The organism is Streptomyces phyllanthi (assembly GCF_009377205.1).
In the GTDB taxonomy this organism is placed as follows: domain Bacteria; phylum Actinomycetota; class Actinomycetes; order Streptomycetales; family Streptomycetaceae; genus Streptomyces; species Streptomyces phyllanthi.
The window spans coordinates 1-12,630 of the sequence record NZ_VJZE01000264.1 but is presented as its reverse complement, the minus strand read 5'-3'; the positions used below and the strand labels follow the sequence as shown (position 1 = coordinate 12,630).

Annotated in this window: 12 protein-coding genes; 5 read left to right on the top strand and 7 right to left on the bottom strand. The window is 69.6% G+C overall.

The features are described 5' to 3' along the window. The coding region (dacB, locus tag FNH04_RS29320; protein ID WP_152788798.1) for a D-alanyl-D-alanine carboxypeptidase/D-alanyl-D-alanine endopeptidase at positions 1-1,547 on the bottom strand (1,547 nt) is incomplete at its 3' end. Between the two features lie 58 nt (positions 1,548-1,605). Between dacB and FNH04_RS29315 the strand changes: the two genes are divergently transcribed. Both FNH04_RS29315 and FNH04_RS29310 read left to right on the top strand, forming a co-directional pair. Then, positions 1,606-2,097: an inorganic diphosphatase gene (locus FNH04_RS29315; RefSeq protein WP_217207198.1), complete on the top strand. Its 492-nt coding sequence runs from the start codon at positions 1,606-1,608 to the stop codon at positions 2,095-2,097. A gap of 157 nt (positions 2,098-2,254) precedes the next feature. Next, positions 2,255-3,955, top strand: a complete 1,701-nt coding sequence (locus FNH04_RS29310) for a threonine/serine exporter family protein (RefSeq protein ID WP_322724164.1) — start codon at positions 2,255-2,257, stop codon at positions 3,953-3,955. 112 nt (positions 3,956-4,067) lie between these two features. On the opposite strand, the gene FNH04_RS29305 is transcribed toward FNH04_RS29310, so the two are convergent. Next, on the bottom strand, positions 4,068-4,961 hold the full coding sequence (locus FNH04_RS29305) for a DedA family protein (RefSeq protein ID WP_322724163.1): 894 nt from the start codon (positions 4,959-4,961) through the stop codon (positions 4,068-4,070). A 133-nt stretch (positions 4,962-5,094) separates the two neighbouring features. On the opposite strand from FNH04_RS29305, the gene FNH04_RS29300 reads away from it, so the two are divergent. Continuing rightward, a complete protein-coding gene (locus FNH04_RS29300; RefSeq protein WP_152788797.1) occupies positions 5,095-5,460 on the top strand; it encodes a YbjQ family protein in 366 nt (121 codons plus the stop codon). Between the two features lie 72 nt (positions 5,461-5,532). Here the strand turns inward: FNH04_RS29300 and FNH04_RS29295 are convergent, their stop codons facing one another. After that, the gene (locus FNH04_RS29295; protein WP_152788796.1) at positions 5,533-6,294 is read right to left on the bottom strand and encodes a MerR family transcriptional regulator; all 762 of its coding nucleotides are present in this window, start codon (positions 6,292-6,294) and stop codon (positions 5,533-5,535) included. A gap of 126 nt (positions 6,295-6,420) precedes the next feature. On the opposite strand from FNH04_RS29295, the gene FNH04_RS29290 reads away from it, so the two are divergent. Continuing rightward, the gene (locus tag FNH04_RS29290) at positions 6,421-7,836 is read left to right on the top strand and encodes a glutamate decarboxylase (RefSeq protein WP_152788795.1); all 1,416 of its coding nucleotides are present in this window, start codon (positions 6,421-6,423) and stop codon (positions 7,834-7,836) included. 25 nt (positions 7,837-7,861) lie between these two features. Here the strand turns inward: FNH04_RS29290 and FNH04_RS29285 are convergent, their stop codons facing one another. The 3 genes from FNH04_RS29285 to FNH04_RS29275 form a co-directional block, all read right to left on the bottom strand. Beyond that, a complete protein-coding gene (locus tag FNH04_RS29285; RefSeq protein ID WP_152788794.1) occupies positions 7,862-8,503 on the bottom strand; it encodes a PadR family transcriptional regulator in 642 nt (213 codons plus the stop codon). Positions 8,504-8,536: 33 nt separating this feature from the next. Beyond that, the gene (locus FNH04_RS29280; protein ID WP_152788793.1) at positions 8,537-9,997 is read right to left on the bottom strand and encodes an aldehyde dehydrogenase family protein; all 1,461 of its coding nucleotides are present in this window, start codon (positions 9,995-9,997) and stop codon (positions 8,537-8,539) included. 158 nt (positions 9,998-10,155) lie between these two features. Further along, positions 10,156-10,980, bottom strand: coding sequence for a helix-turn-helix domain-containing protein (locus FNH04_RS29275; protein ID WP_152788792.1), 825 nt, complete (start codon positions 10,978-10,980; stop codon positions 10,156-10,158). 336 nt (positions 10,981-11,316) lie between these two features. Between FNH04_RS29275 and FNH04_RS29270 the strand changes: the two genes are divergently transcribed. Further along, entirely contained in the window at positions 11,317-11,844 is a 528-nt protein-coding gene (locus FNH04_RS29270; protein WP_194236854.1) for an ATP-binding protein, read from the top strand. A 103-nt stretch (positions 11,845-11,947) separates the two neighbouring features. Here FNH04_RS29270 and FNH04_RS29265 read toward each other — a convergent pair whose 3' ends face one another. After that, on the bottom strand, positions 11,948-12,220 hold the full coding sequence (locus FNH04_RS29265) for a DUF397 domain-containing protein (protein ID WP_322724162.1): 273 nt from the start codon (positions 12,218-12,220) through the stop codon (positions 11,948-11,950). Positions 12,221-12,630 lie beyond the last annotated feature (410 nt).

The following is a 12,630-nucleotide window of genomic DNA, read 5'->3' as shown; positions in this document are numbered from 1 at the left end:
CAGGCTGCCAGGGCTGAGGCTGTGCCGTCCAAGGCCTTTTGGGCGCTCGTGGGGTCCGTCGTGTCCGTTGCCAGGAACGCGAAAGCCAGGAGGCGGCCGTCTGTGTCCACGACCGTGCCGGCGAGGGTGTTGACGCCGGTCAGGGTGCCTGTTTTGGCGCGTACCACGCCGGTGCCGGAGAGGTGGTCGGCGTACCTGTGGCGGAGGGTGCCCGTGAAGCCCGCGACCGGGAGGCCCGTGACGATCGGGCGGAGTTCGGGGTGGGCCGGGGAGGCCGCCTTGGCGAGGAGGGCGGTGAGGAGGGCGGCGGTGAGGCGGTCGTCGCGGTTCAGGCCGCTGCCGTCGGCGAAGCGGGCGCCGGTCAGGGGGAGGCCGAGTTCGCCGAGTTCGCCGTGGATCGCCGTGCCGGCGCCCTCGAAGGAGGCCGGCTCACCCGCGGCGAGCGCCGTGTGGCGGGCGAGGGCCTCGGCGATGTCGTTGTCGCTGTTGGTGAGCATGCGTTCGACCAGGGTGGACAGGGGTGGGGACGAGACCGTGGCCAGCCGGTCCGCCTTCTTCGGGGACTTGGCGGAGGCCGGGGCCTTCGTCCTGACGCCCCGGTCCGCCAGCAGGTCCGCGAACGTGCGGGCCGCGTCCGCCGCCGGGTCCGTGGCCCGGTCCGCCGGGCCGCTGGAGGAGTCGTCGAGGCGGGCCTCGTCGGCCATCAGGGCGCTGACCGGGGCGAGGTTGGTGTTGGGGCCGATGGGGTGCAGGGCGGGGCCGGTGTAGAGCGAGGCGTCGTACGTGAGCGTGACCTCGTCCAGGCCGCGCTTCTTCAGGGCGGCCGCGGTCCTGTCGGCGAGGGTGCGCAGGCTCGCGTACCCCTTGGCGTCCTCGCGGGAGGTCAGCGTGGGGTCGCCGCCGCCGACCAGGACCACCTCCTTGGAGCCGGGGTCCAGGACGGTCCGTGTCTCGATGCGGTGGTCGGGGCCGAGCGCCGAGAGCACGGCGGCGGCCGTGGCGATCTTCGTGGTGGATGCGGGGGTGAGCGCGTCGTCCGCGCCGAGGTCGTAGAGCGACTTCCCGGTGGCCACGTCGACCACCGCGGCCGTACGGCCGGAACCCAGCGAGGGGGCGCTCAGGAGAGGGTCCAGGACCCCGGCGAGCGCCTGCCCGGTGGGCGCGGGCACCGAGCCGGCGAGACCCCTCAGGACCGAGAGGGCGCTCGGGGCGGGCTTGGGCGCCCCCTGGGCCGTACCGGAGCCTCCTTCGTGATCTGCGCCACCCTCACGATGGCGCGATGCCGCCCACTCGCGCTCCGCCGTACGCTGACCCGAGGAGTCCCAGGGACCGGCCACGGCCACAGCCCCGGCCGACAGCGCCAGGCCGAAGGCTGCCGCACCGGCCGTGAGCTGGAGGGTCGTGAGCTTCATGGAGCGCGTCGCGACGGCTCGCGTGACGCGTACGACACGTGGTTTCGCGGCGCGCGCGATCCGCGCCACATGCGGTCGCGCGGCCCGCCAGACCCTCGGCTCCGGCACTACCACCAGCCCCTTTCGCGAGCACATACCTGCGTGAGGGACACTTAACCACCAGAACTATGTGTTGATCATGGAGGAGCCACCGGTGGAGTTCGACGTCACGATCGAGATCCCGAAGGGTTCGCGGAACAAGTACGAGGTGGACCACGAGACCGGTCGGATCCGCCTGGACCGTCGACTCTTCACCTCGACCGCCTACCCGACCGACTACGGCTTCGTCGAGAACACCCTCGGCGAGGACGGCGACCCGCTGGACGCGCTGGTCATCCTGGACGAGCCGACCTTCCCGGGCTGCCTCATCAAGTGCCGTGCGATCGGCATGTTCCGTATGACGGACGAGGCCGGCGGCGACGACAAGCTGCTGTGCGTTCCGGCGACGGACCCTCGCGTGGAGCACCTGCGGGACATCCACCACGTCTCGGAGTTCGACCGCCTGGAGATCCAGCACTTCTTCGAGGTCTACAAGGACCTGGAGCCCGGCAAGTCCGTCGAGGGCGCCAACTGGGTGGGCCGCCAGGACGCCGAGATCGAGATCGAGCGGTCGTACAAGCGTTTCAAGGAGCAGGGCGGGCACTGACACCCCGGTTTTTCCGAACGGGCCGGCCGACTCCTGACGGGGAGCGGACGGCCCGTTCGTGTGCGGGGCGTTGGATGGGTACGCATAACGGGGCCGGTGGGGCGAGGGTGTCCCTGGGGGAGCGGTTCCGGACGAGTCGTGAGAAGGGGCGCGACGGGTGACGGACGTGGAGGACCGCAAGCCGCGGTCGGATGCGGCGCGGAGCGGGTTCGCACGGTCGGTGGGGGCTTCGGTGGTCGACGGGGAGTCACAGACCACGTCCGAGTTCGCGATCCCGGCGGGGCTGGACGTGGCGACCGTGACCGAGGGCGAGTCACAGGCGACCTCCGAGTTCGCCGTCCCGGAGGGGCTGGCGCCTCCGCAGCCGCCCAGCAGTGAGCCCGAGGGGTCGGCGTTCAACACGCCGCGCACGTACAGCGCCAGGCATGCCCCGCCCGCGTTCACGCCGCCCTCCGGGGTTCCCGTGGTCAAGCTGACCAAGGAGGTGCCCTGGCAGGACCGGATGCGGACGATGCTGCGCATGCCGGTGGCCGATCGGCCCGCGCCCGAGCCGCTGCGCAAGGAGGAGGACGACTCGGGGCCCGCGATCCCGCGCGTGCTGGACCTCTCGCTGCGTATCGGCGAGTTGCTGCTCGCGGGCGGCGAGGGTGCCGAGGACGTGGAGGCGGCCATGTTCGCCGTCTGCCGGTCGTACGGGCTCGACCGGTGCGAGCCGAACGTCACCTTCACGCTGCTGTCGATCTCGTACCAGCCGTCCCTGGTGGACGACCCGGTGACGGCGTCACGGACCGTGCGCCGCCGGGGCACCGACTACACGCGGCTCGCGGCCGTCTTCCGGCTGGTCGACGATCTGAGCGACCCGGAGACCGCGTTCTCCCTGGAGGAGGCGTACCGGCGGCTCGTGGAGATCCGGCGGAACCGGCATCCGTACCCCGGCTGGGTGCTGACCGGCGCCGGCGGGCTGCTCGCGGGCGCGGCCTCGGTCCTGGTCGGCGGTGACGTGATCGTGTTCGTCGCGGCGGCGCTGGGCGCGATGCTCGGCGACCGGCTGGCGTGGCTGTGCTCGGCGCGCGGGCTGCCGGAGTTCTATCAGTTCACGGTGGCCGCGATGCCGCCGGCCGCGATCGGGATCGCGCTGACGCTCGCCGACGTGGACGTGAAGGCGTCCGCGGTGATCACCGGTGGGCTGTTCGCGCTGCTGCCCGGACGGGCCCTGGTGGCGGGCGTGCAGGATGGGCTGACCGGCTTCTACATCACCGCGTCGGCGCGGCTCCTGGAGGTCATGTACCTGTACGTCGGCATCGTCGCCGGGGTGCTCATCGTGCTCTATTTCGGGGTGCAGGTGGGTGCCGAGCTCAGCCCCGACGCCGCGCTGGCGGGGACCCAGCGGCCCGTGTGGCAGACCCTCGCCGCCATGCTGCTGGCGCTCACCTTCGCGGTGCTGCTCCAGCAGGAACGGTCCACCGTGCTGCTGGTGACGCTCAACGGGGGCGTGGCGTGGGTGGTGTACGGCGCGATGCACTACACGGGCGGGATCTCGCCGGTCGCGTCCACGGCCGTGGCGGCGGGTGTGGTCGGTCTGTTCGGGCAGTTGCTGTCCCGCTACCGGTTCGCTTCGGCGCTGCCGTACACCACGGCGGCGATCGGGCCCCTGTTCCCGGGTTCGGCCACGTACTTCGGGCTGCTGGCGCTGGCGCAGAACGATGTGGACGAGGGACTGGTGAACATCACGAAGGCCGCGGCGCTCGCCATGGCCATCGCGATCGGGGTGAATCTGGGATCGGAGGTCTCCCGGCTGTTCCTCCGGGTCGGCTCCGCCGCGGGGCGCCGGGCCGCGAAGCGGACTCGGGGGTTCTGAACGGGGGCGCCTATTGACTCGGGTGCTTGCTGGTGTTTGGCGGGTGCGGGTTTGTTCTGGTTGATCGCGCAGTTCCCCGCGCCCCCAAGAGCACGGGGTTGCCCTGGGCCGTTCAGTTCTGTGGGTAGTTCTGGCCGTACGGGTACTGCTGGTGCTGCCCGCCCTGCTGCGGGTACTGCGGGGCGTACTGCTGGTCCTGCTGGTAGCCGTAGGGGTCCTGGGGCTGCTGGTGGCCGTAGGGGTCCTGGTCCTGCTGGTAGCCGTACGGGTCCTGGGGCCGGTTGCCGTACTGCTGGGGCTCGGCCGGCTCCACGCGCCGCAGCTGGGTCGTCGCGTCGTCCATCATCGGCGGGGCCGGGGCCTGCTGCTGGGACTGGGGCTGGTTCTTCTTGGCCTTACGGGCCTTCAGGAACTCGATGATGATCGGGATCACCGAGAGGAGGACGATCAGGATCAGGATCGCCTCGATGTTCTTGCGGACGAACTCGATGCTGCCCAGCCAGGAGCCGAGCAGGGTGACGCCCGCGCCCCAGAGGATGCCGCCGACGACGTTGAAGATCAGGAACGTGCGGTACCGCATGCCGCTGACGCCGGCGATGATCGGCGTGAACGTGCGCACGATGGGCACGAAGCGGGCCAGGACCAGGGACTTGGGACCGTGCTTCTCGAAGAACTCGTGGGCCTTGGTGACGTTCTCCTGCTTGAACAGGCGGGAGTCCGGGCGCTTGAACAGCGCGGGGCCGACCTTCTTGCCGAACATGTAGCCCGCCTGGTCGCCGAGGATCGCGGCGACGCAGATCAGCGCGATGGCCGGCCACAGCGGGAAGTCCAGCGTCTTGGCGGTGATCAGCATGCCCGCCGTGAACAGCAGCGAGTCACCGGGCAGGAAGAAGCCGATGAGCAGGCCGGACTCGGCGAACACGATCAGGAGCAGGCCCCAGATGCCGAACGCGTCGAGCAGGTAGTTCGGATCCAACCAGCTTGGTCCGAGAGCGAGCGTCGTCACGTTCCGGGCTCCAGTGGGGTGAGATGAGTACGTACGTACGGCTGACCAAAGTTACCAACGCGAGGCGACCGCGCCAGGTTCCACCGTCGCCTCCAGGATGCGCTGTGGACCGGCTGGCACCAAGCTGTGGTCCATGGGCATCGACGAATACGGAGGCGGCCAGGGTCCCGGTGCGGACGTCCTGGTCGTGACGGCGAACGACGTACCCGGACACCGGGTCCAGCAGGTGATCGGCGAGGTCTTCGGGCTGACCGTGCGGTCGCGGCACCTGGGGAGCCAGATAGGCGCGGGGCTGAAGTCGATGGTCGGCGGTGAGCTCAAGGGGCTCACCAAGACGCTCGTCGAGACGCGCAACCAGGCGATGGAGCGGCTCGTGGAACAGGCACGCGCGCGCGGGGCGAACGCGGTGCTGGCGTTCCGCTTCGACGTCACGGAGGCCGCGGACGTGGGCACGGAGGTGTGCGCGTACGGCACGGCGTGCGTGGTGGCACGGGAGTAGGCCGCCCCGCTCCGGAAGGACGGCGTGTGGGGGCACCCGCCGGCGCGGGCGCCCCCTGCGGCGGACGGTGCCTCAGCCCTCGTGGCGGGAGGCGTTGGCGGCGATCGCGCCCCTCAGGTGCTCGGCGAGGCCCGGTCGCATGGAGTCGTAGAACGCCTTGAAGCGCTCGTCGGAGACGTACATCTCACCGAGGCCCCGGTGGATCTCGTACGTGCACTCGTAGAACCATGTGGTGATGTGCTGCCGGTGCTCCTCGGCCATGGCCATGGCGCGCTCCCCGTCCGGGGACTCGCCGGCGGTCATGAGGGCGTCGTAGCGCGCGCCCCAGTCGGCCACCTCGTCCTGCATGCGTTTCCAGTCGTCCTTGGTGTACGAGGCGGTACGGCGCTGTGACTCGGCGTACGCCTCCGTGTTGCCCCAGCGCTGCTCCGCCTCCTCGGCGTACTGCTCGGGGTCCTTGTCCCCGAACACCTCGAACTTCTCCTCCGGCGTCAGATTGATGCCCATCCTGCGTGCCTCCATGGCGTGCTCCACGGCCGCCGCCATCTTCTGCAGCTTCTCGATCCGGGCGGTCAGCAGCCTGTGCTGGCGGCGCAGGTGCGCGCGCGGGTCCGCATCCGGGTCGTCGAGCACGACGGCGACCTCGTCGAGGGGGAAGCCGAGCTCCCGGTAGAACAGAACCTGCTGCAGCCGGTCGAGGTCGGCGTCGCTGTAGCACCGGTGCCCCGCGTGGCTGCGCTCGCTGGGCACGAGCAGCCCGATCTCGTCGTAATGGTGCAGCGTGCGCACCGTGACCCCGGCGACATGGGCGACCTGTCCCACGGAGTAGCTCATCGCCTTCCGCTCCCTCCTTCTCGGTACGCACTCCAGACTGGGCCCTCACGCGACGTGAGGTGCAAGTCCACCGCACCGGCCGGTCGTGAGGTGCGGGCCCGGCACCCCCGGCCTACCGTCGGAGGCATGCCACTGCACCGAGGCGAGGAACGGGCCGACGGGCGGCGCACACTCGCCGTGAACCCCTTCTACGGGCCGGCCGACCCCGTCGGCGGGATGACCGAGGCGCCGCCCACGCACCGGCTCCCCGACGCCCCGCTGCCGCCCCCGACCGCGTACCAGCTGGTCCACGACGAACTCATGCTCGACGGCAACGCGCGGCTCAACCTTGCCACGTTCGTCACCACGTGGATGGAGCCGCAGGCAGGTGTCCTGCTGGCCGAGTGCCGGGACAAGAACATGATCGACAAGGACGAGTACCCGCGCACGGCCGAGCTGGAGCGGCGGTGTGTGGCGATGCTCGCCGACCTGTGGCACGCACCCGATCCGGGGGCGGCCGTGGGCTGTTCGACGACCGGGTCCAGCGAGGCGTGCATGCTGGCCGGGATGGCGCTCAAGCGGAGGTGGGCGCGCAGGAACGCCGACCGGTATCCCGGGAAGGACGCGCGCCCGAACCTCGTGATGGGCGTCAACGTCCAGGTGTGCTGGGACAAGTTCTGCGCCTTCTGGGAGGTGGAGGCCCGTCAGGTGCCCATGGAGGGCGACCGGTTCCACCTCGATCCGCGGGCCGCGGTCGAGCTGTGCGACGAGAACACGATCGGGGTCGTCGGCATCCTGGGGTCGACCTTCGACGGGTCGTACGAGCCGATCGCCGAGCTGTGCGCGGCGCTCGACGAGCTCCAGGAGCGTACGGGCCTGGACGTGCCCGTCCATGTCGACGGCGCCTCGGGGGCCATGGTCGCGCCCTTCCTCGACGAGGACCTGGTGTGGGACTTCCGGCTGCCGCGGGTGGCGTCCATCAACACGTCGGGGCACAAGTACGGGCTCGTCTATCCGGGCGTGGGGTGGGCGCTGTGGCGTTCGGCCGCCGAACTGCCCGAGGAACTCGTCTTCCGGGTCAACTACCTGGGCGGCGACATGCCTACCTTCGCGCTGAACTTCTCACGGCCGGGCGCCCAGGTGGTCGCGCAGTACTACACGTTCCTGCGGCTCGGCCGCGAGGGCTACCGGGCGGTGCAGCAGACCACGCGGGACGTGGCGCGGGGCCTCGCGGACCGTATCGGGGCGATGGGTGACTTCCGGCTCCTCACCCGGGGCGACGAGTTGCCCGTGTTCGCCTTCACCACCGCGCCGGACGTCACCGCGTACGACGTCTTCGACGTGTCCCGGAGGCTGCGCGAGCACGGCTGGCTGGTGCCCGCGTACACGTTCCCGGCGAACCGCGAGGACCTGTCCGTGCTGCGGGTGGTCTGTCGCAACGGCTTCTCCGCCGACCTGGCCGAGCTGCTCGCGGAGGACCTGGACCGGCTGCTGCCCGAACTGCGGCGCCAGCCGCATCCGCTGACCCACGACAAGGCCACGGCCACCGGCTTCCACCACTGAGGGCCGGGAACACGGGCCACGGGTCTCAGCGCGCGTCCCCCGGATGCCGCTCCCCCGTCGCGTACGGGTTCTCCTCGCCCTCCGCCAGGACGCCGACGAACCGGTCCCCCTCGCCCGCGAAGGTGTACGCGCCGCCCTCGATACGGCGGATGAGCCCGCGGGTCCACTCGGCGCCCGTGTCGGCCGAGTGGACCCAGAAGTTCATGATCTCGCCGATGTGGCCCAGCGCCTGAGGGCCCTCCTCCGGCGTGTAGTACTCGGTGACGGACTTCCGCCACGCCTCGATGGCGCGCACCCGTTCCGTCAGCAGCCTCAGGGCCTCGGCGCGGTCGAGGTCGACCATGAAGCCGAGCGCGGCGGAGAGGACGTCCGGCTTCTGGGCGTACGCCGTGAGCGAGTCCCGGAGCAGGGTGAAGTACTCCTCGTCGCCCGCCTCCGTGAGCTCGTACTCGGTGCGGGGCGGTCCGCCGGCCGTGGAGGGCGCGATCTCGTACGCGTGCAGCAGGCCCTGCTTCGCCATCTGTTTCAGGGCGTGGTAGATCGAGCCGGGCTTGGCGTTGGACCACTCGTGCGCGCCCCAGTACTCCAGGTCGTTGCGTACCTGGTAGCCGTGGGCCCGCCCGTGCTGGCGCACCGCGCCGAGCACGAGCAGTCGGATCGCTGACATGGCATACAGGTTATGGCCTGACCAGCGGCCCCCTCAGAACGGGAACCCGCTCCGCCCGTGCTGGACCGAGATCCACTTCTGGGTGGTGAAGGCGTCGACGGTCGTCTCGCCGTTCAGGCGGCCGAGGCCGGAGGACTTCTCGCCGCCGAAGGGGACGAGGGGCTCGTCGTGGACGGTGCCGTCGTTGACGTGGAACATCCCGGTGTCGATGCGCTTGGCGAAGGCGACGCCGCGCTCGACGTCCGCGGTGTGGACGGCGCCGCTCAGGCCGTACGGGGTGTCGTTGACGATGCGTACGGCCTCCTCCTCGCCGTCGAAGGGGACGAGGAAGACGACCGGGCCGAAGACCTCCTGCCGGAGCAGGGGGGAGTCGGCGGGGACGCCCTTGAGGACGGAGGGCTCGACCAGGTTGTCGGTGGTCGTGCCGCGCACCAGTGCCGTGGCGCCCTCGGCGACGGCCTGCTCGACGGTGGCCGCGAGGGCGTCCGCCTGGGAGGAGTTGATGACCGGGCCGATGACCGTCTGCGGGTCGCGCGGGTCGCCCGACTTCAGCGTCCTGACCTTGGCGACGAACTTCTCGGTGAACTCGGCCTCGACGGACCGGTCCACGAGGACGCGGTTGGCGGCCATGCAGACCTGGCCCTGGTGGACGAACCGGCTGAAGACGGCCGCGTCGACCGCGTAGTCGATGTCGGCGTCGTCGAGGACCACCAGCGCGCTGTTGCCGCCCAGTTCGAGGATGCTGCGCTTGAAGTGCGAGGCGCAGACGGTGGCCACGTGGCGGCCGACCTTGTCGGAGCCGGTGAAGGAGATGACCTTCGGGACCGGGTGCTCGATGAAGGCGTCGCCGATCTCGGCGATGTCGGTGACCACGACGTTCAGGAGGCCACCCGGCAGGCCCGCGTCCTCGAAGAGCTTCGCGACCAGGGTGCCACCGCAGATCGGCGTGTTCTGGTGCGGCTTGAGGACGACCGCGTTGCCGAGGGCGAGGGCGGGGGCCACGGACTTCAGCGACAGCAGGAACGGGAAGTTGAAGGGGCTGATGACGCCCACGACACCCACCGGCACGCGGTAGAGGCGGTTCTCCTTGCCGTCGGTCGGCGAGGGGATGATGCGGCCCTCGGGGCGCAGCGCAAGCTGGATCGACTCACGCAGGAACTCCTTGGCGAGGTGGAGTTCGAAGCCCGCCTTGAGATACGTGCCGCCGAGCTCCGCGATGATCACGTCGGTGATCTCCTGCTCGCGGTCCTCGATAAGGCGCAGGACCTTCTCGAAGACGGCACGGCGGGCGTAGGGGTTGGTGTCCGCCCATGCCCTCTGGGCCTGCGCCGCCGCCTTGTAGGCCTCGTCCACCTCGGCGACCGTGGCTATCGTGATCGACGCGAGCTTCTCGTCGTCGTACGGGTTGAAGTCGATGATGTCCCAGGAGCCGGTGCCCTGGCGCCACTCACCACCGATGTACTGCTGAGCCAGATCGGTGAAGTAGGACGACATGTGATCCCTCAATCCCTTGCAGCCACAGTGAGCACACGACAGCGCACGACCGATCACGTCACGAAGTGATCACGAGTCATCGTACTGTTGTTTCAAGGGAGTTGGGCGTCAAGTCAAGCCACCCTGTGACAACTCACAGCCAAGGTGAGGCCAGGTGGTCAGGAGAGCTGGAGCAGGCCCCTGAGCACGTTGCGGCTCTCCTCCGGGGAGGGGCTGTCCTGCTGGAGCCGGAGCAGCGCCTTCTCGTACTGGGCGACGTCCTCGCGCTTGTCCAGATACAGCGCGCTGGTGAGCTGCTCCAGGTAGACCACGTCGGAGAGGTCGGACTCGGGGAAGCTGAGCACGGTGAAGGCGCCGCTCTCTCCGGAGTGACCGCCGAAGCTGAACGGCATGACCTGAAGCCGTACGTTCGGCCGCTCCGAGAACTCGATCAGATGCTGGAGCTGACCGCGCATCACCTCGCGGTCTCCGTACGGCCGGCGCAGCGCGGCCTCGTCGAGGACGCAGTGGAACTCGGGGGCGTTCTCGGACACCAGGTACTTCTGGCGCTCCATGCGCACCGCCACGCGCTTCTCGATCTCGGCCGCGGTGGCGCCCTGCATCCCGTGGGTGACGACCGCGTGCGCGTACGCCTCGGTCTGCAGCAGACCGTGCACGAACTGGACCTCGTACGACCGGATCAGGTGAGCCGCGCCCTCCAGGCCGACATAGGTGGGGAACCAGCTGGGCAGGACGTCGGAGTAGCTGTGCCACCAGCCCGCGACATTGGCCTCTTTGGCCAGGGAGAGCAGGGACTCCCGCTCCTTCTCGTCCGTCACCCCGTACAGCGTCAGGAGGTCCTCGACATCACGCGCCTTGAAGCTCACTCGCCCCAGCTCCATGCGGCTGATCTTCGACTCCGAAGCCCGGATGGAGTACCCGGCCTTCTCACGGGTGATTCCCTGCGCCTCGCGCAACCGCCTGAGATGCGAGCCCAGCAGCATTCGCCTCACCACCGACCCACCCGATTCACCGGCGCCCACGTTCGTCAGCCTCCCCAAGGTCTTCAGGGAGCGAAGTCTGCCACTAAACCGCTGCGATCCGCACTCGTGCGGTTACAGAAAGGGAAAGTCCGCCATGGCGGACCACAGTGAACGATCAGGCCGAGCACAGCGGGAGAGAAGAAGACCGCAGAAGAAAAGAGTTGGAAGCGGTGCTTCCAGGTCCATTTCGGGCGCGTGCACGTGCATCTGCCCTTGCATCTGCTGTTCGCATCAGAAACCATGGTCCCGCGCCACCGCTGCATCGCCACGACCGCGAACACCCGGGGAGTGCCTCGCATGGGGACGAATGGATCGACCATGCTCGAACCCTTACGGCAGGGGCTTCCTCCGCTCGATCCCGCGACCGTGTCCGCCGCCGCGTCCTGCGCGCTTCCCGCCCGCTACGAAGCGGTGCGCGAGGCACGGCAGTTCACACGCTGCACCCTGGGACAGTGGGAGACAGGCGACCGCTTCGACGACGTCTGCCTCGTGGTCTCCGAGCTGGTCACCAACGCGCTGCGGCACGGACTGCCCGCGAACACCCCGCGCATACCGGGTCAGGAGCCGCCCGTGCGGCTGCACTTGATGCGGTGGACCGAGCGGCTGGTGTGCGCGGTGCGCGACCCCAGCCACGACAGTCCGGTCGCGCGTGAGGCGGACGACGACTTCTCGGCGGAGTCGGGACGCGGGCTGTTCCTGGTCGACTCGTTCGCCGACAGCTGGGGCTGGCACCCTCTGGCGGGCATGCTCAGCGGGAAGGTGGTCTGGGCGCTCTTCCGGCTGCACCCGGAGCCCGGTGACCGCTTGGCGGACTTCGCCGACTGACGAACCGCGGCGTTTTCGCATGTCACGGTTCTACGCGCGTTACAACCCGCCCAACAGGGGTAACCCTAGGTAACTTGACCCTTGGCCACCCCTGTTGACGCCCTCAGCCGCCGACGACCAGGTGGTCGAACTCCCCGTCCTTGACGCCGAGCAGCATCGCCTCTATCTCGGCGCGCGTGTAGACGAGCGCGGGACCGTCGGGGAACCGCGAGTTCCGCACGGCCACGTCCCCGCCGGGCAGGCGGGCGAACTCCACGCAGGATCCCTGCGAGTTGCTGTGCCGGCTCTTCTGCCAGGCCACCTCGTGGAGCTCCGTCAGCTCCGTCGCCGCCATGCCGTTGTACACGTCATCCACGCCGTACACGTCGTGGTCCACAGGTCGCTCCCCGGGTGGTGCAGTGGCTGATGTGGCCATTGATGCAGTGGTCAATTGCCCGGATCATAGCCCTGTTTCACGTGCGGATGCATGGACGGATGCACGGGCAGATGCACGTGCACGCGGGGTGTTCCTGTGGTTACAGCTCTGGTCGCGGCTTTGGTGCGGTTCTGGTCGCGGCTTTGGTGCGGTTCTGGTCGCGGCTTTGGTGCGGTTCTGATGGCGGCTTCGGTGGCGCTCTACGGTCGGTGGGACGTCCCGCGCGGTAGGTGAGACGTACGGCAGGGCGTTCCTGTTCCCCTCTTCTTGCTTCGTACCGTTCACGCACTCGTCCGGGTTGTGGTTCAAGCCCGCGGAACGCGGAAGGCGAGAAGCGGAAGGCCCCGGAGACGTGGGGGTCTCTCCGGGGC

Excerpts from the sequence above, each read along its gene's own strand:
- FNH04_RS29300 (WP_152788797.1), top strand. The coding sequence starts at position 5,095 with ATGGGCATCGACGAATACGGAGGCGGCCAGGGTCCCGGTGCGGACGTC.
- FNH04_RS29290 (WP_152788795.1), top strand. The coding sequence starts at position 6,421 with ATGCCACTGCACCGAGGCGAGGAACGGGCCGACGGGCGGCGCACACTC.
- FNH04_RS29275 (WP_152788792.1), bottom strand. The coding sequence starts at position 10,980 with ATGCTGCTGGGCTCGCATCTCAGGCGGTTGCGCGAGGCGCAGGGAATC.
- FNH04_RS29295 (WP_152788796.1), bottom strand. The coding sequence starts at position 6,294 with ATGAGCTACTCCGTGGGACAGGTCGCCCATGTCGCCGGGGTCACGGTG.
- FNH04_RS29280 (WP_152788793.1), bottom strand. The coding sequence starts at position 9,997 with ATGTCGTCCTACTTCACCGATCTGGCTCAGCAGTACATCGGTGGTGAG.
- FNH04_RS29285 (WP_152788794.1), bottom strand. The coding sequence starts at position 8,503 with ATGTCAGCGATCCGACTGCTCGTGCTCGGCGCGGTGCGCCAGCACGGG.
- FNH04_RS29270 (WP_194236854.1), top strand. The coding sequence starts at position 11,317 with ATGGGGACGAATGGATCGACCATGCTCGAACCCTTACGGCAGGGGCTT.